Origin of the sequence: Roseovarius arcticus (genome assembly GCF_006125015.1) — a bacterium.
Taxonomy (GTDB): domain Bacteria; phylum Pseudomonadota; class Alphaproteobacteria; order Rhodobacterales; family Rhodobacteraceae; genus Roseovarius; species Roseovarius arcticus.
The window spans coordinates 2,862,291-2,883,473 of the sequence record NZ_SZZN01000001.1; the positions used below are offsets into that span (position 1 = coordinate 2,862,291).

Annotated in this window: 15 protein-coding genes, 2 tRNA genes and 4 pseudogenes; 15 read left to right on the plus strand and 6 right to left on the minus strand. The window is 58.2% G+C overall.

Annotation, left to right across the window (positions count from 1 at the left end):
* Positions 1 to 53: 53 nt before the first annotated feature.
* The 3 genes from MK6180000_RS13710 to MK6180000_RS13720 all read left to right on the plus strand — a co-directional run bounded on the left by MK6180000_RS13710 (position 54) and on the right by MK6180000_RS13720 (position 3,357).
* Positions 54 to 1,328, plus strand: a complete 1,275-nt coding sequence (locus MK6180000_RS13710; protein WP_138935240.1) for a flavin-containing monooxygenase — start codon at positions 54 to 56, stop codon at positions 1,326 to 1,328.
* Between the two features lie 95 nt (positions 1,329 to 1,423).
* Positions 1,424 to 3,166 carry a single-stranded-DNA-specific exonuclease RecJ gene (gene recJ / locus MK6180000_RS13715; RefSeq protein ID WP_246040527.1) on the plus strand — a complete coding sequence of 581 codons (1,743 nt, stop codon included), beginning with the start codon at positions 1,424 to 1,426 and terminating at the stop codon, positions 3,164 to 3,166.
* 116 nt (positions 3,167 to 3,282) lie between these two features.
* Positions 3,283 to 3,357, plus strand: a tRNA-Glu gene (locus MK6180000_RS13720).
* A gap of 613 nt (positions 3,358 to 3,970) precedes the next feature.
* Here MK6180000_RS13720 and MK6180000_RS13725 read toward each other — a convergent pair.
* On the minus strand, positions 3,971 to 4,450 hold the full coding sequence (locus MK6180000_RS13725; protein WP_138935241.1) for a universal stress protein: 480 nt from the start codon (positions 4,448 to 4,450) through the stop codon (positions 3,971 to 3,973).
* A gap of 782 nt (positions 4,451 to 5,232) precedes the next feature.
* On the opposite strand from MK6180000_RS13725, the gene MK6180000_RS13730 reads away from it, so the two are divergent.
* A complete protein-coding gene (locus tag MK6180000_RS13730; protein WP_246040528.1) occupies positions 5,233 to 6,414 on the plus strand; it encodes an NAD(P)/FAD-dependent oxidoreductase in 1,182 nt (393 codons plus the stop codon).
* Positions 6,415 to 6,524: 110 nt separating this feature from the next.
* Here the strand turns inward: MK6180000_RS13730 and MK6180000_RS13735 are convergent, their stop codons facing one another.
* Positions 6,525 to 7,325, minus strand: coding sequence for an IclR family transcriptional regulator (locus tag MK6180000_RS13735; protein ID WP_138935243.1), 801 nt, complete (start codon positions 7,323 to 7,325; stop codon positions 6,525 to 6,527).
* Positions 7,326 to 7,412: 87 nt separating this feature from the next.
* Here MK6180000_RS13735 and MK6180000_RS13740 point away from each other — a divergent pair, with 87 nt between their 5' ends.
* A complete protein-coding gene (locus MK6180000_RS13740) occupies positions 7,413 to 9,548 on the plus strand; it encodes a malate synthase G (protein WP_138936514.1) in 2,136 nt (711 codons plus the stop codon).
* 48 nt (positions 9,549 to 9,596) lie between these two features.
* The gene (locus MK6180000_RS13745) at positions 9,597 to 10,019 is read left to right on the plus strand and encodes a GlcG/HbpS family heme-binding protein (protein WP_138935244.1); all 423 of its coding nucleotides are present in this window, start codon (positions 9,597 to 9,599) and stop codon (positions 10,017 to 10,019) included.
* Between the two features lie 818 nt (positions 10,020 to 10,837).
* On the opposite strand, the pseudogene MK6180000_RS13750 reads toward MK6180000_RS13745, so the two are convergent.
* A pseudogene (locus MK6180000_RS13750) lies at positions 10,838 to 11,590 on the minus strand (IS110 family RNA-guided transposase); the annotation flags it as partial.
* 64 nt (positions 11,591 to 11,654) lie between these two features.
* On the opposite strand from MK6180000_RS13750, the pseudogene MK6180000_RS13755 reads away from it, so the two are divergent.
* From MK6180000_RS13755 to MK6180000_RS21105, 3 pseudogenes are all read left to right on the plus strand, one after another.
* Positions 11,655 to 12,587 (plus strand): annotated as a pseudogene (locus tag MK6180000_RS13755) (IS5 family transposase).
* Between the two features lie 53 nt (positions 12,588 to 12,640).
* Positions 12,641 to 13,000, plus strand: a pseudogene (locus MK6180000_RS13760) (integrase core domain-containing protein); the annotation flags it as partial.
* A 168-nt stretch (positions 13,001 to 13,168) separates the two neighbouring features.
* A pseudogene (locus MK6180000_RS21105) lies at positions 13,169 to 13,360 on the plus strand (IS3 family transposase); the annotation flags it as partial.
* Between the two features lie 73 nt (positions 13,361 to 13,433).
* On the opposite strand, the gene MK6180000_RS13770 reads toward MK6180000_RS21105, so the two are convergent.
* Positions 13,434 to 13,518, minus strand: a tRNA-Leu gene (locus MK6180000_RS13770).
* A gap of 178 nt (positions 13,519 to 13,696) precedes the next feature.
* On the opposite strand from MK6180000_RS13770, the gene MK6180000_RS13775 reads away from it, so the two are divergent.
* The gene (locus MK6180000_RS13775) at positions 13,697 to 14,194 is read left to right on the plus strand and encodes a Hint domain-containing protein (protein ID WP_138935246.1); all 498 of its coding nucleotides are present in this window, start codon (positions 13,697 to 13,699) and stop codon (positions 14,192 to 14,194) included.
* 29 nt (positions 14,195 to 14,223) lie between these two features.
* Here MK6180000_RS13775 and MK6180000_RS13780 read toward each other — a convergent pair whose 3' ends face one another.
* Positions 14,224 to 15,096 carry an NAD(P)H-hydrate dehydratase gene (locus MK6180000_RS13780; protein WP_342777726.1) on the minus strand — a complete coding sequence of 291 codons (873 nt, stop codon included), beginning with the start codon at positions 15,094 to 15,096 and terminating at the stop codon, positions 14,224 to 14,226.
* Positions 15,097 to 15,334: 238 nt separating this feature from the next.
* Between MK6180000_RS13780 and MK6180000_RS13785 the strand changes: the two genes are divergently transcribed.
* From MK6180000_RS13785 to dddP, 4 genes are all read left to right on the plus strand, one after another.
* Positions 15,335 to 15,673, plus strand: a complete 339-nt coding sequence (locus MK6180000_RS13785; RefSeq protein WP_138935248.1) for a P-II family nitrogen regulator — start codon at positions 15,335 to 15,337, stop codon at positions 15,671 to 15,673.
* A gap of 38 nt (positions 15,674 to 15,711) precedes the next feature.
* Positions 15,712 to 17,118, plus strand: coding sequence for a type I glutamate--ammonia ligase (gene glnA, locus MK6180000_RS13790; protein ID WP_138935249.1), 1,407 nt, complete (start codon positions 15,712 to 15,714; stop codon positions 17,116 to 17,118).
* Between the two features lie 286 nt (positions 17,119 to 17,404).
* Positions 17,405 to 18,013: a hypothetical protein gene (locus MK6180000_RS13795; protein WP_138935250.1), complete on the plus strand. Its 609-nt coding sequence runs from the start codon at positions 17,405 to 17,407 to the stop codon at positions 18,011 to 18,013.
* Between the two features lie 96 nt (positions 18,014 to 18,109).
* Positions 18,110 to 19,450, plus strand: coding sequence for a dimethylsulfonioproprionate lyase DddP (gene dddP / locus MK6180000_RS13800; protein ID WP_138935251.1), 1,341 nt, complete (start codon positions 18,110 to 18,112; stop codon positions 19,448 to 19,450).
* 38 nt (positions 19,451 to 19,488) lie between these two features.
* Here the strand turns inward: dddP and MK6180000_RS13805 are convergent, their stop codons facing one another.
* Positions 19,489 to 19,707 carry a hypothetical protein gene (locus MK6180000_RS13805; protein WP_138935252.1) on the minus strand — a complete coding sequence of 73 codons (219 nt, stop codon included), beginning with the start codon at positions 19,705 to 19,707 and terminating at the stop codon, positions 19,489 to 19,491.
* 235 nt (positions 19,708 to 19,942) lie between these two features.
* On the opposite strand from MK6180000_RS13805, the gene MK6180000_RS13810 reads away from it, so the two are divergent.
* On the plus strand, positions 19,943 to 21,154 hold the full coding sequence (locus MK6180000_RS13810) for a bifunctional alpha/beta hydrolase/OsmC family protein (RefSeq protein ID WP_138935253.1): 1,212 nt from the start codon (positions 19,943 to 19,945) through the stop codon (positions 21,152 to 21,154).
* Positions 21,155 to 21,183 lie beyond the last annotated feature (29 nt).

Here is a 21,183-nt window from a genome sequence, read left to right on the forward strand (position 1 = left end):
GCCCCGGCGCGCGCTTCACCTAAGGTCTGCCTGATCAAGCGAAAGGGCATGACATGGCAACGGAACAGGTGGACACAGTCGTCGTCGGCGGTGGCCAGGCAGGCATCGCGATGAGCGAGCATCTGAGCAACCTTGGCATTGACCATGTCGTGCTGGAACGTGCCCGCATCGCCGAGCGCTGGCGCTCGGAGCGGTGGGATTCTCTGGTTGCGAATGGCCCGGCGTGGCACGACCGCTTTCCTGGTCTGAAATTTGACGATACCGATCCAAACGCCTTCGCCCCCAAGGAGCGGGTGGCAGATTATTTCGTGGAATACGCAGACAAGATCGGCGCGCCCGTCCGCACCGGCGTTGAGGTGAAACGCGTCACCGCGCGTCAAGGCATGCCCGGTTTTTTGGTGGAGACGTCTCAAGGCGATATCATCGCGCAAAATGTCGTCGCGGCCACTGGCCCATTTCAGAAGCCCGTCATGCCAAATGTCGTGCCCGACGACGCGCCGGTGATGCAGATCCACTCCAACAAGTACCGCAACCCGGCCCAGATGCCCGAAGGGGCCGTTCTGGTCGTGGGCGCGGGCGCGTCCGGTGCCCAGATCGCCGCCGAGATTATGCGCGCGGGACGCCGTGTATATCTGTCCGCCGGCCCTCATGACCGCCCTCCGCGCAGCTATCGTGGGCGCGATTTCTGCTGGTGGCTGGGCGTCCTGGGCAAATGGGACATCGCCGCACCGACCCCTGGCACCGAACATGTCGCCATCGCAGTCAGCGGCGCCAACGGGGGCGAGACGGTCGATTTTCGCCGCATGGCCGCCGAGGGGCTGACGCTGGTCGGGCGCACCGAAGAGTATGAGAACGGCAAGCTGCATTTCGCCCCCGGCCTCGCCGAGGCGATCCGGCATGGCGACGCTAATTTTCTGTCCGTTCTGGACGAGGCCGACGCCTATGCCGAGCGGAACGGCCTGAACCTGCCGGACGAGCCGGAGGCACGCCGATTTGCCCCGGACCCAGACAGCATCAACGCACCGATCCGCAGTCTGAATCTGGCAGAGGCCGACATCACCTCGATAATTTGGGCCACGGGATACGCGCTGGATTACAGCTGGCTGCAGGTAAATGCCTTCGACGCGGCGGGCAAGCCCGCGCACCAGCGCGGCGTGTCGACAGAGCCGGGCGTATATTTCCTCGGGCTGCCTTGGCTGTCTCGGCGCGGATCGTCCTTTATCTGGGGCGTGTGGCACGACGCCAAACATGTCGCCGACTCGATCAACACGCAGCGAAATTATCGCGCCTACGATGTCGACGCTCAAGCGTACGCTGCCGCCGAATAGACGCCGACTGCGGCGCAATTCTTCGGGACATTTCCCTGCGTCTTGGATAAGGCGCAGGACATGAGTATTTCAATAGAACTGAAAGACGCGCAAACGTGACGGCCTTTCTAGACGTTGAGGTGTCGCTGACCGGGCGGCGCTGGAGTGGCCCCACACAGTTGCTGGACCGCGCTGCCGAGGCGATGGCGCAGGCTGCCGGGCTACCCCTGCCCGTCTCGATGGCGCTGGCCCGTCGCGGCGTCGCGCCTGAGGATGCGGCGGCCTATCTGGCGCCGCAGTTGCGCGACCTGCTCCCCGATCCCCGCTCGCTACTGGATATGGAAAAAGCAGCCGCCCGCTTTCTCGAAGCGGTCAATGCACGCCAGCGTATCGCGATCTTTGCCGACTACGATGTGGATGGCGGCACCAGCGCCGCTCTGCTGATCGACTGGCTGCGCCAGATGGGGCGCGAAGCGACGCTTTATGTACCCGACCGCATTGATGAGGGGTACGGCCCAAATGACGAGGCTATGTCTGCGCTGGCTGGCGATCACGATCTGATTGTTTGCGTAGACTGCGGCACGCTAAGCCATGGGCCAGTCGCCGCTGCCAAGGGCGCCGACGTCGTCATCCTCGACCATCACCTAGGGGGCGAAACGCTGCCCGAAGCGCTAGCCGTGGTAAACCCCAACCGGCAGGACGAAAGCGGCGATCTGGCACACTTGTGCGCTGCCGCTGTTGTGTTCCTGATGCTGGTCGAGGCGGGTCGCCAATTGCGCGAGGCGGGCCGCAAAGGTCCGGATCTAATGGCGATGCTGGATCTGGTCGCGCTGGCGACCGTCGCTGACGTGGCGCCTCTGATCGGGGTTAATCGGGCCTTCGTGCGGCAGGGCCTGCGCGTCATGGCCCGGCGCGAACGGCCCGGTCTGGTGGCGCTGGCCGATGTCGGGAGGATGGACAGCGCGCCAGCCGCCTATCACCTCGGCTTTATCATGGGGCCGCGCGTCAACGCGGGCGGGCGCGTGGGGCGCGCTGATCTGGGTGCGCGTCTGCTGGCCTGTAGCGTGCCGCACGAGGCGCAAGCGATGGCCGAGCGTCTCGACCAGCTAAACGCCGAGCGCCGCGAAATTGAGGCAGGCGTGCAGGCCGCCGCCATGGCGCAGGCAGAGGCGCGCGGGCTGGACGAACCGCTTGTCTGGGCCGCCAGCGAGGGCTGGCATCCCGGCGTGGTCGGCATCGTCGCCAGCCGCCTCAAGGAGGCGGCCAACCGCCCCGCCATCGTCATCGGCTTTGACGGCGATATCGGCAAGGGGTCAGGCCGCTCGATCAGCGGCGTCGATCTGGGCGCCGCAATACAGCGCCTTACCGCGGAGGGCCTGCTGATAAAAGGCGGCGGGCACAAAATGGCCGCCGGGCTGACCGTGGCACGAGATCAGTTAGAGCCTGCCATGAACCGCCTCGCTGAATTGCTAGCCAAGCAAGGCGCAGGCACAGGCGGCGTGGCAGATTTGACGCTGGACGGCCTGTTGATGCCCGGCGCAGCAACGCCTGAGTTAATCGCGCAGCTCGCTGCCGCTGGCCCCTTTGGTGCCGGATCGCCTGCGCCGCGTCACGTCTTTGCTCAGATGCAGATCACATTCGCCAAGCGCGTCGGCGAACGTCACCTCAAAATCCGCTTTGGCGACGGTACCGGACCGCAACTGGAGGCGATCGCTTTTGGCGCCTTCGACGGCCCGCTAGGCACCGCACTTGAGGATCATGGGGGCGCACGTTTTCATTTGGCTGGCCGGCTAGAGCTAAATGTCTGGCGCGGCCGCCAAACCGCACAGTTGCGCCTAGAGGACGCCGCCCGCGCCTGATCTCCGGCCCAGGTTTAGGCGCGCCGGGCACATTTCGGTCCGCAGTCACGATAAGATGCATAAACCCCCTTGCGCAGGGGCGCGGTTTTCCCTACGAACCGCCTCACACAGCGCGTGGCCCGTTCGTCTATCGGTTAGGACGCCAGGTTTTCAACCTGGAAAGAGGGGTTCGATTCCCCTACGGGCTGCCACCTGCTGTCGAAATCATTGACTAATCTAGCGATTTCAAACATCTACCCCACAACATACCCCACATAGAAAAAATGCTTGGGAAGCGCTCAGACCGCTTTCAACTTTTCTTCTCTGATATGCCCGCGCGTAAAATTCGCTAATCCGCCCCGTCCAGATCAGGACGCGATAGAGATTTCGTCCCCTCCTGTCAGGTCGAATTTTCGGAATTGTGGATGCGCGCAAAGTGTAGCCCAATCCCACTTCAGAAATGAAAGCGACCAAGTTTTGCTCGGCTCTTTGGCCATTGCTTTGCACGGCTCTAGCCTTGGATTCCTTATCGATACTGGCACTACATTCACAGCATAGAGGAAGCGACGGTGCTTGTGCGAGACGGCAACGGTTCCAGCAAACAGATTTTTTCAAGTACGACTGCGCTACCGCCCTCCCTGAGTGGCGCGGCTTTCTTACAGGCTAACGGATACCCAAGGTTGAACAACTGAGGCGAGTTCGCATTAGTCTGACAGCACCGCCCAATAGCGAAGTGGTGCCAACTTCAACGAATGCGTCGACGAACAGGCCAGAGCCCTGATCTTCGACACCTGGAAGCTGTAATCGCTGGCTGTCGAAGCAAACTCATTGATCTGGCGAAACAGCCGCAGTCGCTTTGAACAGGTCGTCGTCGGATATTTCAAGACGTGCGACTAGTAGGCTGCAAGTCAGGTTGTCGCTCAGGAGTTTTGTGACTGACCCACGCAGCCATCTTTCCAGCACTCCCAGTTTGTGATGCCCGACGACGACTAGATCAGCCATAGTTTCTTGCGCTACGACGGCGATCCACTCTGCGGGTCGACCCGTTTCCAGACGCGCCTCGGCACTCAGGCCCATACGGGCCAGACGTTCCAAGCCTTCGTCGAGGATCTTCTGAATGTCGTCAGTCTTGTCTGGCGGGATGTAGACCGCACCTTCACCACCATAGAAATGATCAGGCACGGGCTCCACGACAGCCAGGAGCACCAACCGAGCTCCACAAATCTGCGCTAGGCGCGCGCCTTCGCGCAGGGCAAGTCGTCCCTCAATGGTCCCATCATAAGCCAGCAGAATAGTGCGATACATGACGGCCTCCGACTTGAAGCAGTGGCTGAGGAATATACCAATATTACATCACGGTTGCTCAACCAACAATTGTTAAATTGTTATTCTGAAAGCAGATTTTACTTTTCAAATGTCCAAGGTTGGACGGGTTGCCGGAACGTGGTGTTGTCATGACTTCGAGACGAAGATCTATTCTATCGAGACTGTATTGATGGCTCCGGGATTTGCTAACATATCCAACATTATGAAACCGAAAACCGCCGCATTTCAGCGGCGGTTCTTCGAAGAATCTCATGGACGCTTGAGTAAAAGGGTATGCCTAGAATTGAAGCGACTCAGACTGTCTTCGATGAGAAGTCGTAACATAAAATGGCGTCATTTCCTACGAAAATCAATTATAGCCCAACGCAGTTGCTTCGGTGTTACCCGCCGCCTGCGCCATGCATCCAGCACACTTTCCAGCCCCTCCGTGCCGGGGCCTTGCACTTATTACCCGTTGTCTTTGCCTTTGCTGCGCATCTGAGGGCGCTGTGAGCCTTGTGCATGGGGTTGGCGTTACTTTCTGTTGCCACCCCTCCCCCCTTGCGCCACAGCCCCGACAATGGCCTGCCCTCCCGAGTTCACCGTCACATGCTCCACCGTAACCTTCTGCTGGCCGAGTGAGCGGGTTAAAAGCGGGTTGGCAGTAAGCTGGACAAACTGGCAGACCAAGGTCTGCACTGCGGGACTAAGCAGACGTTAGATTCAGGTGAATGTACCCCCGCCAAGGCACGAGAAGATTGTGGAGTGCTGCTCTGCGTGGAATGCCCACACTGAAGTGGTCCACCTTTTGCGACAGAAATTCTCCCGGTTCAGGCACCACTGCAGGGTCAGCCTGCACAATTGCAACATATGCAAGCGCGCCAATCAACAGTCCGTCGAACTTTGCTTCACTTCCAAGCCTTCTAAGCAGTTCGGATAGCCCTTTAAGTTTTAGTTGGAAGTATGCGCTGCAGAATCCGCGTTGGATGCTTTCGTTTTTGTCGAATTGCCGGACGTCCCGGGTGCAGAAGATTAGTGCAACCCTTGGCGCGCTCCTCGCACACACTGATGAGAGCTTGGATATTTTGGTATCGGAGTGTCAGGCCGAAGACCTGCTTATTCAAAATGATTGTCTTTACATTTGGTCCACAAAATCAGGATTTGATGCTGCCTGTGATGGAAATTCCATGAGAAAACGAAATGGTGTAGAGTTTGATTCGTTAAGTGCTGTCAATGGCCGGAACATTGAGCCTGCCATCCAGGGGGCAATCCACCAAGGCCTTAGATTTCGGGGCGCCCGCCATGTCCTTGACCCTCAAGAACTCGTAATGAGAATGCACTGGCGATACTTGGATCTAGGTGGTGATTGGAAACAGACACATATTCATGAAGTAAGCACAGATGATGATGGCGTCACGATTGAACTTGGAGATGGGACAGACGTTCGTGGTGGGCATTTTGCTTTGACGGCAGGGGCCTTTTCTACTCAAATTCGAGGAACAGGCGCTGAGAAGCTACCACTCGGTGTCGAGCGTGGGTACAATATCGTTTACCCTAAACATGGAGGGCTAATTTCACGGCCCGTTGGCTGGGCGGAGGCAGGGCTTTATGCGACTCCGATGGCGCAGGGTTTGCGATTTGCCGGAACTGTGGAAATAGCGGCGCTGGATGCGCCGTTTAACTACAAGAATACCTCTTTATTGCAACGAAAATCCGTCGAGATGTTCGGGTCTCTTGGCGCTCCTGAGAATCCATGGCTCGGCTATCGTCCAACATTTCCGGACTCATTGCCGGTAATTGGCCCTTCGCCAAGTTCTAATCGAGTGATATTCGCGTTCGGGCATCAGCATATCGGGTTGACCCTCGGTGCCGTCGCTGGGCGAATTGTTACTGAGCTGGTGCAGGGCAAGCCAGCATGTATTGATATTTCGGGCTTCAGTCCGCTACGTTTCGGGAGGTTTTAGTGCCGGATTAACAAGGGTGCCGATCGCCTTTGCATTGCGCCAGTTTCGTGCGGAATGAGTAGAGCGGATCAAAAAAGCAAGCGGCAATTCAAGTCATGAAAGGCATCCATTTAGATTTTACGCATTGTCGAATTATTTTTGCTTGGACTGCCAGTCAGGCAGGTTGTTAGGGCGTCTGCAACAATGCGAAGCTTGCTTCCTACGATCTCGACATGCTTCGAACTCATTCGCGCGGAGTGCGCCGATACGGAGATTGCGCAAATCGCATCGCCGGTTCGAGACCACACTACGGACGCCACGCAGCGTAACCCCGTTGCATGCTCCTCGTTGTCCACGGCGAAACCCTCATCTCGGATACGCATTATGTCGTCCATTAAAGTCTCAAGCTGGCGATGAGATCGGGGCGTCATAGGGTGAAAACCGGTGCGCTCTGTGAAATCAGCAATTTGCGCATCGTTCCACGTGGCGAGAATGGCCTTGCCCATGCCGGAACAAGAGGCCGGAACGCGTCCTCCAGCAGGCGAAATTGCGCGAACAATTTCCCGACTTTCCACCTGCAAAATCGTGACCAGCTCATCATTGTCTAACACCCCAAGGTTCACCGTCTCGCGAGTATCGTCCCGCAACTTTCGCAGGAAGGGTAAGGCCGGAGCGATGAAATTGTACTTCTGGATGTACGCTGAGCCAACTGAGTAGGCTTCGCGCCCGACATGCCAGAGGGACCGACCTACATCAAACTGTGCATAGCACTCTATTTCCAGCGTCGTCAGCAGACGATGCGTCGTCGAAACCGCGAGGCCGGCGTCTCTCGCCAGGTCGCTGACACGGTGGCCTTCGTCAGAACGTGCCAACAGCTTCATCAGCTTGATAGCGCGCTGAACAGATTGAACGTTTTTACCAGTGGGTTTCATTTGGATTTTCCGCATTGTGAAAAATATCTAACCGCTAGTTACTTTTTTCGCGTTCGGAGGTCTAGAGTTTCGAAAAAAGGCTCAAAGATGATGATCTACGTTAAACGCTCCGATCTTGAAGTTTCCGCCGACCTTGCCGCGCTGATCGAGGACGAGGTGCTTTTTAACATTGATGCGCCGACCTTTTGGAACGGCTATGCTAAGCTGCTGAAGGATTTGATGCCCGGAAACCGCGCGTTGCTGAAAAAACGTGAGACGCTTCAGGAGCAAATTAACCGCTGGCACAGTTCGCGTCGCGCTCAGGACTTTGACATCGATACCTATAGCGCGTTCCTAGGCGAAATCGGCTACTTGCTGCCAGATCCGGAGCCTTTCAGTATCCAAGTCGACAACGTTGATCCCGAAATAGCACGGATCGCTGGTCCTCAGCTTGTCGTGCCTGTGATAAACGCCCGATTTGCCCTGAACGCGGCAAATGCACGGTGGGGTTCGCTTTATGATGCGCTCTACGGCACGGATGCCATTCCCGGCACAACCACACGCGAGGACTACGATCCGGAACGCGGCGCGGCCGTCGTTGCATGGGCGCGGAACCATCTGGACGAAGTTGCCCCCCTAGCGAGCGGTTCTTGGAAGGATGTGGAAGCGGTGAAGGCAGCAGAGACTTTGATCGTAGTCGTCAACGGCACGACAACAAGACTGGCAACGCCGGAGCAATACGCAGGCTATCGTGCCTCAGGCGACGTTCTACTGTGTGTGAAAGGGTTGCTTGTCGAGATCAAGCTAGACCGCGAAAGCGCGATCGGCGCGACTGACCCTGCCGGCATATCCGACATCCGACTGGAAAGCGCTCTCACGGTCATACAAGATTGCGAAGATTCCGTTGCTGCAGTCGACGCTGAAGACAAATGCACGGTTTACTCCAACTGGTTGGGGCTGATGAAGGGCACGCTCAAGGAGACCCTTGAGAAGAACGGCAAAATAGTGACCCGTCGCTTGCTCGACGACGTCACCTATACTGCACCCGGTGGCAGTTCCCTCACCCATCCGGGCCGTGCCTTAATGCTAGTGCGCAATGTCGGGCATCTGATGACCAACAATGCGATCTTATTTAACGGAGAGGAAACACCTGAGGGCATCATGGATGCGGTGATCACGGTCGCCTGCGCGATGCATGATCTTTCGAAGACAGACGGCTTGCGTAACTCGCGCTCCGGCTCGGTCTATGTGGTGAAGCCAAAAATGCACGGCCCCGAAGAGGTCGCCTTTTCACACACGCTATTCTCTCGTGTTGAAGATTTGCTCGGCTTGCCGCGCAACACCGTCAAACTTGGGATTATGGACGAAGAGCGCCGGACGTCGGCCAACCTTGCTGCGTGTATTGCGGAGGTTAAATCACGCTGCGTGTTCATCAATACAGGTTTCCTCGACCGCACCGGCGACGAGATTCACACGACGATGAAGGCCGGCCCTGTCATCCCGCGCGACGAAATGGCGACGAGCGCGTGGATCGGTGCCTATGAACAAGGAAACGTCGATACCGGTCTTGCCGCCGGCTTGGCGGGTCAAGCGCAGATCGGAAAGGGCATGTGGGCCAAACCAGACAACATGGCCGAAATGCTGCGCGTCAAGATCAATCATCCGAAATCTGGTGCCAACACCGCATGGGTTCCCTCACCGGCGGCCGCCACGCTTCACGCGACGCACTATCATCACGTTAATGTCGCCGATGTGCAGGAGGCGCTGAAGACCCGCGAACACGCAGAATGGGAAAGCCTCCTCACACCTCCGGTGATGATCGGGCGCACGCTAAGCGAAGATGTGGTGACGCGCGAACTCGACAACGCATGCCAGTCGATCCTCGGCTATGTGGTGCGCTGGGTTGATCAGGGAATCGGCTGTTCCAAGGTGCCCGACATCGACGACGTCGCCTTGATGGAAGACCGCGCCACCCTCCGGATTTCCTCGCAATATCTGGCGAACTGGATTGAGCATGGCATCTGCACTGCCGAGCAGGTTGAGCAGGCGTTCCGCCGTATGGCATCAAAGGTCGACGCCCAGAATGCAGGTGATCTGGCCTACAAGGCAATAGCCCCCGCGTTCGACGGCGAAGCATTTAGCACCGCACGCAAACTCGTATTCGAAGGGGTGTCCCAACCCTCCGGCTACACAGAACCCTTACTCTATGCGGCCCGTCTACGGGTCAAATCCTGCACCGCCTGACATAAACGGCCGACGCTCGCCTCAAGCGCGGGCAATGAGGAGATCAGAATGCAATTCATTAGAAGACTGGATATCGCCGACACACGCGTGCTAATGGCGGGCGCCCGCGCCAAAGCAGAAGAAATCGGCGTGCAAATGTGCATCGCCATTACCGACGAAAGCGGCAATCTCGTTGCATTCGAGCGCATGGATGGCGGTAAAGTCACCTCCATCACCATCGCGATTGACAAAAGCTACACCGCATCTGCGGCCAAGAAAGCGACCCACGAGTATGGCGATGCCAGCCAACCTGGCTCACCTGCATACGGCATTGCCTCTGCGATTGGCGGGCGCCTCATGGTAGTTGGTGGCGGTCTTCCGGTCGTGGTTGACGGCGACGTCGTTGGAGCGATTGGCGTCTCTTCTGGCACACCCGCACAGGACCGCGAAGTGGCACAGGCAGGCATCGACGCCTTTATCGTGTCGCTATAATTCAAACCATAGCTGGTTCACGGCATTCGGTAGGATGCGTGACCCGCACCATAGATCTCGCCATATTTTATGGATGGCTAGCCACGTCTAGGGTAAGCAACCCGAGGTCACAGGCGAAACCGCGTCTTTGAAGCGCTCTTTGGGCTAGTCGCTTAATCAACACGCCAATCTGTTGCTTTCCACTTAGAAGTGATGGGGTGGATAAAAATTCTGATTTCTTTCCGCAATTCCCAAAGTCAGAACTGTGACCATTCGACAGCCACGTTTTCTAACAAGAAAGGACGTGGCACCGTGATCAAGCATGTCGGCGACAATCCCAACAAAATAATATAGGCCGCGCAAGTTCGTGCGCTATGCGGCGACGCCAGCGACATGATACTGTGGCGGTGGTTGGATTATCCTGATCTGGGCTTTCCGCGCCCGATCTATATTGGGCGCCGCCGACTCTGGCGCGAAGTTGACATCGCCGCTTTTTTGAAAGCTCGGGAGGCGCCGGTATGATCTACATGCTAGTAAAGATGAGTACTCAGGTGCTGAAAGGGTGCTGTCATGTGTGGACGACTCCGTTTACGCAAGGGTTGATTTGAGCTGATTTTGATCGTTGCAGGTTGCGGTCATGTGTCCGGCCTTTGTGCGCGGTGCATATAACCGCTGGCCCTGATGAAGTCCGCATGCCGGGTCCCAATCAGACTAACGAGCTTGTGGGCCCTGACAGCACCTCGGGGTGTCCCGGTAGCGGTCCCGTTTGATCATCATCATTCACTTCTGCCCTTGCATCTCTTTGCAGCGATGTGATGCGCCGCATATCCTTACTTCGTTCAGGTGGCCGGTCTGGCCTTGTAGCTTTCTCCCTTCGCGAGCAGTGCCCATGCGGTACGGGCGGTCTTGTTGGCGACGGCGACGGTGACAACCCGGGTCGGCTTGCGCTCCAGGAGCGATCGGACCCAAGCGCCCGTTCGGGTGTCGGTGGTTGGTGCCCGCCGTGTGACGGAGGTGGCACCGACAACCAGCAACCGACGCAGGTAGCGGTTCCCCATCTTCGATATATGCCCGAGCCGATCCTTGCCCCCCGAAGAGTTCTGTCTGGGCACAAGGCCGAGGTAGGCTGCAAACTGTCGGCCGGATTTGAAGGCAGTTGGGTCGGGCACGCTGGCAGCCAGCGCAGTCGCCGTGATTAGGCCGACACCCGGGATCGTCTCGAGCCGTTGGCTTGCGGCGTTCTGCCGATGCCACGCCAGAAGTTGGCGCTCAATCTTACGGACTTCTTGTTCCAAGCCGTTGAGTTGTGCCGCCAAAGCCTGAAGGGCAGACCGGACGGTCTCTGGCAAACCCAGATCACCTTCGTCTGCCAGGCCGACGACAAGCCCTGCCACCTTCCGCGGCCCCTGCGCGGCGATAATCCCAAATTCGGCGAAGTGCCCACGGATAGTATTCAGGATCATCGTACGCTGTCGCATCAGCAGGTCACGAGACCGGTGCAGCACAAGAACACCTTGCTGCTCCTCCGTCTTCACGGGCACGAACCGCATGTTCGGCCGTGTGACAGCCTCGCAGATGGCTTCCGCATCTGCGGGGCTCTGTTGCACAAATCCAGCGGGGATTCATGTCGTGAATCCAGTGTGGTAGCTGGCTTGCATGAGAAAACCTACACCTCCGACCTACAAGACGACGAACTGGGCTGCCTATAATGAGGCGCTGAAGCACCGCGGGTCGCTGACGATCTGGTTCGATCCGGAGATGAACTGGGGTGCCGAACCTTCCGGAAAGAGAGGCAGGTCACGGACGTTCAGTGACGCCGCGATCCAAACTTGCCTGACCATGAAGGTGCTGTTCGGCATGGCGCTTCGCCAGACGACGGGCTTCGTCGAAAGCCTGCTTCGGCTGACGGGGTTGGACTGGGACGTGCCTGATTTCAGCACCATCTGCCGACGCCAAAGGACGCTTGCGGTCAACATCCCGTATTGCGGCTCAAAGGGTGCACTACATCTCCTGATCGACAGCACTGGCATCAAGGTCGAGGGTGAAGGCGAGTAGAATGCGCGTAAGAATGGTGGCCCGAAACGACGTGTCTGGCGTAAGATCCACATCGGTATCGACGAACATACGTTGGAAGTTAGAGCGGTCGAGATCACCGGCAGCAACACCGGGGATGCACCGATGTTACCTCATCTACTCAACCAAATCCCGCGCGATCAGCACATCGGCAGCGTGACCGCGGATGGAGCATACGACACGCGCAGATGCCACAACGCTATCGCTGACCGCGGAGCTGCTGCGGTCATCCCGCCACGCAGAAACGCCCAGCCACGGAAGCCAAGCAACGACGGTGCCATCGCCAGAAACGACGCGCTCCGCGCGTCAAAATATCTGGGTCGGGCACTTTGGCGGAACTGGAGCGGCTATCACCGCAGAAGCCGCGTCGAGACAAAGATGCATTGCATGAAATTGCTTGGTCAGCGGCTGATGGCACGGGACTTTGACCGACAGGTCGCCGAAGTTCAGGTGCGCATCGCGGTCCTGAACGGTTACACCGCACTTGGCATTCCTGTCACGAAAGCCGCGGGATAAATCCGTCTGGGGAAAGGGGAGAACCGTCCGTCAGCTGATTTGCGCAACAGAGTCAGGCGCTTTACAAAAGGCAGCCTTCAGAAAACCTGATTCATCACAATGACCGAGGGAGCCAATATCTATCGATCAAATACACAGAACGGCTGGCTGGCGCAGGCTTGGAACCTTCTGTTGGAACAGTAGGTGACAGCTATGATAACGCGCTGGCCGAGACGATGATTGGCTTGTTCAAAGCCGAAGTCATCCACAGATTGGGGCCGTGGAAATCCGCTGACGCAGTCGAGTGGGACACGCTCAAATGGGTCGATTGGTTCAACCACCGCAGACTGCTCGAGCCCATCGGATACATCACGCCAACTGAAGCAGAGGAGGCATTCTATGCAATCGTGAACGCACTCGGTAAAGTCGCTTGAGAAGAACTAAACAGTCTCCGGTAAAACCGGGGCGGTTCACATGGCGGCCCTAAACGCCGTCTTTGGCGCAAGATCCACATGGGTATCGATGAGCAAACACTGGAGAAGCGCGCCTACATCCGTGATCACCGGCCCGCCGACCTCTCGATCAGACGGGGGCGCAAACTGATGGATCTGCCCCGTTCCAGCTTCTATGCCGCTCACGATCCGACGGCGGAAGATCCGATCATTGGTGTGAACAGGTCGATTACGGAAACCTGCCGCAATTATGGATATCGTCGTGTCACCGCCGAGTTTCGGCACCGCGGCCTTGTCGTAGATTCGAAGAAAGTGCGGCGCATCATGCCACCAATGCACTTTCGGGGAATATATGGGGGAGCAAAATTCATCGCTCGTCGTAAGAGACTTATAAATAACAAATTTTATATAAGGTTGGTGCGGGTGAAGGGACTCGAACCCCCACGCCTTGCGGCGCCAGAACCTAAATCTGGTGCGTCTACCAGTTCCGCCACACCCGCACTTGGCCGCGCGTCAAAATGGCCCGCAGCACCAGCCCCTCCTAGCGCAGCGCGCGCGTCTATGCGAGAGGGAAAATCGCATTGCATCTGACCAACCTCGAAAACCTGGCGACATTTACCAAATCTTGCGGTAAGCAGAACATAATAAACGAGCAGAAATAAGAAACGGATTTACGCCATGAAGCCGAAAACGGCCGGGCGCGATCACGGGCAAATGACCCTTGAGGCCCCTTTGGAGCCTGCCGGAGTGCTATCCGGCAGTATCATTTTAACTCTCGACGGTGAAATGCCAGTTGAGCATCTTTTGCCGGGGGACCGGATCGTGACGCGCGATAGCGGCACGGCAGTTCTGGTATCGGTGCATCGCCATATCACCCGCGTGCGCGCGATCCGAATTCTGGCTGGAACGCTGGGCGACACGCGCCCTGATCGCGACGTTGTCCTGCCGGAGTGCCAGCAGGTGCTGGTCCGTGATTGGCGTGCGACGGCACTCTTCGGCATGCGGCAGACAACAGCGCCTGCACATGCGCTGATCGACGGTGAGTTCGTCGTGTCCGAGGGCTTGCAAACCATGACGTTGCACGAGCTACGCTTTGACAACAGCCATGTGATCTATGCGGACGGGCTTGAACTGCTGACACCTGCTATGCCCGCGTGGCAAGTGGCTGCGGCTTAACCCCGCGCAAGGTAGGTGCCAACGGTTGATTACAGTCCGATAGCGGCAAAAACTTGGGGCAAGGCATCCGGAAGATCCTCGGCGATCAGGCCGGGTCCATGCTGGCGGGCCGCCTCGGCATGCAGCCAAACTGCGGTCTCCGCTGCGTCAAGCGGTGCGAAATTCCGCGCGAGCAGCCCGGTTATAAACCCGGCCAAGACATCTCCGGCCCCTGCGGTAGCAAGCCATGGCGCTGCGCGCCCTGCGCCAGCGGCGTGCAGGCTACATCGCCCATCCGGCGCGGCAATGACCGTATCAGCGCCCTTCAGCAATATCGTTGCACCTGTACGCATCGCAGCCTTGCAGGTGGCATCAATACGCCGCTCCAGATCACCCGCACCGCCACGGAGTTCGTCCATAAGATCGGGAAACAGGCGGCGAAATTCGCCCTCATGCGGCGTCAGCACGCAGCGATCATGCAATAGAGCGAACAAGGCTCCATCCTGCGCCAGCGCTGTCAGCGCGTCTGCGTCAAGTACCGTGGCATGGCCCGATGTGGTCAGCGCCTTTGCCAATAAATCCTCTGCGCGTGCCACGCCCATTCCGGGCCCGAGGCAGAGCGCATTAAAGCGCTTGTCCTCCAGCAAACTGTCCAGCGCGGCCGCGTCCATGACACGCGCGAGCATGACGGCGGTGCTGTGTATCGCTACCTCCAGCTGAGCGGCGGGCGGCACGCCCAGCGTGACCAGCCCCGCGCCGACCCGCAGCGCGCCACGTGCCGCCAAGCGCGCCGCACCAGTGGACCCTGGTCCGCCAGACAGCACTAGTGCGTGTCCGTAATCGTACTTATGGGCGTGCCCCGTCTTGCGAAGGGTTTGAATGCGCCGGGCGGTCATCTCGATTGCGCGGGGTGTTCGGTGCATTCTTGCCTCCTGATACCGATATTGCGATCTAAGGATGCCGCCGGTCTGCCGCATGATCAAGCGGCGCAGTATGGTGACACAATTCATGTCTGCCTAAATTTGATGCATGTCGCATAATTTTTAAGCATCCTGCAATAGATTTGGCTTCTCCTCGCTCGTGATGCCAAGGCGTCATTGAGGCCGCACGCGACGCATGATTTGTCGTGCGCGAAGACTGGTTTTCCAAGGAGCCCGCCCCGTGAAAAAGATCGAAGCGATCATCAAGCCATTCAAGCTGGATGAGGTCAAGGAAGCGCTGCAAGACGCCGGTATTCAGGGCCTCAGCGTGATTGAGGTCAAAGGATTTGGCCGTCAGAAAGGTCATACAGAGCTGTATCGCGGCGCTGAGTATGTCGTCGATTTCCTGCCCAAGGTCAAAATAGATGTCGTCCTTGACGATGATCAGGTTGACGCCGCCATTGAGGCTATCGTCGAGGCCGCCAAGACTGACAAGATCGGCGACGGCAAAATATTCGTCAGCCCTGTAGAACAGGCTATCCGCATCCGTACCGGCGAAACCGGTTCGGACGCACTGTAGAAACACACCCCAAAAATATCCAAGTGGAGGAATGCCCCATGAGCGCATCCGATTTTCTTAAGACAATCAAAGACGAAGGCGTTGAATACGTAGACATCCGCTTCACCGACACGCGCGGCAGACTACAGCACGTGACCATTGTGGCCGATCTGGTCGATGAAGACTTCATCGAAGAAGGCTTCATGTTCGACGGGTCCAGCATCGCTGGCTGGAAGTCGATTGAGGCATCAGACATGAAGCTGATGCTAGACACTGAGACAGCCTATATCGATCCCTTCTATGCCGAAAAGACGATTTGCGTGCATTGCTCAATCGTAGAGCCGGACACCGGCGAGCCCTATGAGCGCGACCCGCGCGGCACCGCTGAGAAGGCCGAGGCGTATCTGAAATCTTCGGGCATCGGCGATACTGCATTCATGGGCCCCGAGGCTGAATTTTTCCTGTTCGACAACGTCCGCTACGCCAACACCGTCAACAAGGTGTCGTACGAGGTAGACGCGCAGGACGGCTCGTGGAACACGGACACCGAATATGAGATGGGCAACATGGGCCACCGCCCCGGCCTGAAGGGCGGGTATTTTCCGACCAATCCGACCGATGACGCGCACGATATTCGCGCCGAAATGCTGTCAACGATGAAGCGCCTTGGCATGAAGGTGGACAAGCATCACCACGAGGTAGGATCGTGCCAGCACGAGCTGGGCCTGATTTTCGGCACGCTGACCAAGCAAGCTGACGAGATCCAGAAATACAAGTACGTCATCCACAACGTCGCGCAGGCCTACGGCAAGTCGGCGACATTTATGCCCAAGCCGATCTATGGCGATAACGGGTCCGGAATGCACGTCAACATGTCGATCTGGAAAGACGGCAAGCCGCTGTTCGCAGGCGACAAATACGCCGACCTTAGCCAAGAGGCCCTGTGGTTCATTGGCGGCATTCTTACGCATGCCAAGTCGCTGAACGCGTTCACGAACCCCACGACAAACAGCTACAAGCGTCTGGTACCCGGTTTTGAGGCGCCTGTTCTGCGGGCCTATTCGGCGCGCAACCGGTCAGGCTGCGTCCGTATCCCATGGACAGAATCGCCCAAGGCCAAGCGTGTCGAGGCGCGCTTTCCTGATCCGGCGGCGAACCCCTATCTGGCGTTTGCGGCACTCTTGATGGCCGGCCTTGACGGTATCAAGAACAAGATCGATCCCGGCGAGGCGATGGACAAGAACCTGTACGACCTGCCCGCCGAAGAGCTGGAAGGTATCCCCACAGTCTGCGGCAGCCTGCGCGAAGCGATCACCGAATTGCAGAGCGACATGGATTATCTGCTGGCAGGTGATGTGTTCACCCGCGATCAGGTGCAGGGCTATATCGACCTGAAGATGGAAGAAGTCATGAAGTACGACATGACCCCGCATCCGGTAGAGTTCGGAATGTACTACAGCTGCTAATTTCTCGCAGCGACCTATCATCGGCAGCGGCGCAGCAATGCATCGCTGCCGAACTCGCCTCTAAGGGGTGCTACACATAGTCAACACAATCTTACCGAAATGTGATCAAGATTGCAGCGCTAACTGATTCTGCGGACAATTTTCAGGATCAGGTAGAATCATGTCATTGCAATATTTCGGAACCGCTGCTGCTTTGCAGTTTTCCAATCGACCAACGCTAAGCTTCGAAGCCATCGTTGGTGAGTTTGATGCGAAACTGCGCGGCCGAGGCGATGGCCAAAGGCACATGACACGGGACTGCGACGACATCGCCATACTTGATCGCGGGCCGATCCGCGTGGCACTGGCGTGGGTGCGCCCGAGCCAGCGCAAAAGCCATTGGTATCTCATCATCGCCGTCGGTCCATCGCCCGCCTTCAAAGGTGTTGGTCCAGATGTCACAAAAATGGCGGCTCTGGCGGACAAGATCATCCAACAAGCCGACGCGCGTCTTACAGCGGACAGTGTCCTGCGCTGCGAGGTCGTCCGCCCAATAAATTCCGACTATATCGACTTGGTAACGGATCTCGTCCTCAGCGCCGACGACACAGGCACCGACGGGCCAGTCGCGAAGCCGATCCTGCATTGCGACGCGCGCCCGACAAAGGCTCGGCCGTGCCGACCGCTACAGATGCCGCAGACACCCCACGCCGACAAGGTGATGCCCGACGATCATACCCGCATTCAAACGCTGCGCCAGATCCTGTCCGAAGTAGACCCTGAAGAGGCCATCAGTTTGCCTATGCATCTGACAGTTTACACTTTTAGCCTGTCGATGGCATTGCAGGTACCCCCCGTCGGAATTGCGATGCTCGTCTACGCTATTCTGCGCGAGGACGCCCTGAGTTTCCTATAATAGCGGCCCATATGCGGCGGTAGCGTGTCGGAAACGGAGATGACGCGTCAGTTTAGATGCGTCACGCTGGATCTAGCAACTGCCGGAGCCAGTGCCATGAACCAGCATTTTTGCGACACCCGCAAGATTGATCCGACCCGCGGTGCGACCTTGGGCGACAATACTCCGAATGTTGCCGACCGGATCGAGATCGGTCCGACACGGCTGGCTTATGGGGAATGGACGGCAGCAGGGCTGGATCTGCCTGATTTGCAGGCAATGCGCCGCTTTCGCTGGGGGCGGCTGACGCGCCACATTGCGGAGCGAGGCTATGCCGGCCTTCTGATCTTTGACCCGCTGAACATCCGCTATGCGACTGACAGCACCAATATGCAGTTGTGGAATACGCACAATCCGTTTCGTGCCGTGCTGCTGTGCGCCGACGGCTACATGGTGATCTGGGATTACAAGAACTCGCCGTTCCTAAGTGAGTTTAATCCGCTCGTGCGCGAGCAGCGCAGCGGCGCAGACCTGTTCTATTTCGACCGGGGCGATAAGGTGGACGTGGCCGCCGACGTATTTTCTAACGAGGTGCGCCTTCTGTTGGCCGAACATGCCCCGGGAAACATCCGCCTCGCCGTGGACAAGATCATGCTGCATGGCCTGCGCGCGCTAGAGGCACAAGGTTTGGACATTATCCCCGGCGAGGAACTAACCGAGAAATGTCGCGCCGTCAAAGGCCCGGACGAGATTAAGGCAATGCGATGCGCGTCCCACGCCTGCGAGGTGGCCGTAAAATTGATGGAGGACGCAGCCCGCGCCGGTGTGCCTGGCGGCGATATGTCCGAAGATGATATCTGGGCCGTCCTGCACGCCGAGAACATCCGCCGAGGTGGCGAGTGGATCGAGACGCGCCTGCTGACATCTGGCCCGCGCACGAACCCATGGTTTCAGGAGTGTGGTGGGCGGATCGTCCAGAATAATGAGATTGTCGCCTTCGACACCGACCTGATCGGCAGCTACGGTATTTGCGTCGATATCAGCCGCACATGGTGGATCGGTGACGCCAAACCGCGCGCTGACATGATCTACGCCATGCAGCACGGAGTTGAGCATATCCGCGCTAACATGGATCTGCTGCGCCCCGGCATCACCATCCCCGAACTGACCGAGCAGTCGCACAAGCTGGACGCTCAGTATATGCGCGGGAAATATGGCTGCCTCATGCACGGCGTCGGTCTTTGCGATGAATGGCCGCTGGTCGCTTATCCGGATCAGGCGGTGCCGGGTGCGTTCGACTATCCGCTGGAGGCAGAAATGACGCTGTGCGTAGAGGCGCTGGTCAGTCCTGAGGGGGGCGATTTTTCGATCAAGCTAGAGGATCAGGTGCTGATTACAGAGGATGGGTATGAGAACCTGACTAAATACCCGCATGATGTGGCCCTGATGGGGGGCTGACCCGCTGGGCCGGCCCCGCCTATTCAAGTCGGATCAGATCACTTTGGCTGATGCGAGCGCATGACGTTGCCGTGCCAGTCAGGCAATGCCGAGGCACCCGCCTTTAGGTCGCCGCCGCCCGGTGAAACTGCGGCGTTGCTGGAAGCGATTAGCCACATGGCAAGCGCGCCCGCGAGCAGACCTATAAACATGCCTCTCAGTACACCGCGCGGGCACGCCTCGTGAGCCGCGGGAAGGGTTGTTGTCATAACGGTCATCGTGATCTCCTTTGCATTATGATCGGTATGCGGATCACTTTAGGCTCAATCCAATCATGATTAAAACGAATACTTATTGGGTATACCATCACATCCTGTGATATTTCCGCGCGGTGCGGCTAAGCCAAATTCCGTACTGGCTGAAATACTCACCTTGTCGTGAAAACCTTTGCAAACGGATGCAACCGGCCAGCCGCTGGCCTACCTTGTGGCCAGCAGCCAAAAGGATCACGCCATGCCCACCGAACGCCTGACATTCACTGGACATGACGGGGCCGAATTGGCCGCGCGGTTAGATTTGCCCGAAGGTCCACATTTGGCCACCGCGCTTTTTGCGCATTGCTTTACCTGTTCCAAGGATATTCCAGCAGCGCGGCGTATCTCGGCCAGGTTGGCTGGGGCGGGCATCGCGGTGCTGCGCTTTGACTTTACCGGGCTGGGCCATTCGGAGGGGGAGTTTGAGAACACGACCTTTACCTCCAACGTCGATGATCTGTTGCTGGCCGCTGCCGCGCTAGAGGCGCGCGGGATGGCCCCTGCCCTGCTAATCGGTCATTCTCTGGGCGGCGCCGCCGTGTTGCGCGCGGCGCGCCGGTTGCCGTCTGTTCGTGCTGTTGTGACTATCGGCGCGCCCTTTGATCCAAGCCACGTCACGCATAATTTTTCCGGTGCGCTGGACACGATCACAGCCGATGGCGCGGCCGAGGTCACGCTGGGCGGGCGATCCATCCGTATCGGCCGCGACTTTGTCGAGGATGTCAGCGCCGCTGCGCTCGCGCCGGATATTGCCAAGCTCGGCCGCGCCTTGCTGGTCATGCACGCCCCGCGCGATAAGGTGGTCGGCATCGACAATGCCGCCGAGATTTTTCGCGCGGCAAAGCATCCAAAAAGCTTTGTCACACTAGGAGAGGCTGACCACCTGATCACGCGGCCCGGTGATGCCGAATACGCCGCCGAGGTGATCGCCGCGTGGAGCGCACGATACTTAGACCTGCGCCCACCCGCACCGCCCCCCGGTGCACCCGAGGGTATCGTACGCGTCAGCGAGGCCGATCCGGGCGGCTTCTTGCAAGATATCAACTCCGGCCCCCGCCACCACACCGTTGCGGACGAGCCGCTGGCCTATGGCGGAACGGACCGGGGCATGTCGCCCTACGGATTTCTGTCGGCTGGACTGGGGGCGTGCACGTCAATGACGATCCGCATGTATGCGCGCCGCAAGGAATGGCCGCTAACTCATGTGCGCGTCGATGTTTGCCATGACAAGGTCCATGCGCAAGACGCAAGCGGAGCCAGTCCCGAGAAGATAGATCGCTTCATCCGCACCTTATTCATCGAAGGGGATCTGGATGAGAGCCAGCGCGCGCGCCTCTTGGAAATAGCAGACCGCTGCCCGGTGCATCGCACGCTTGAGGCAACGTCAGAGATTGTCACGCGCGCGGGATAGCCAGCGCGCGCCTTGGCATCAGGCGGTGG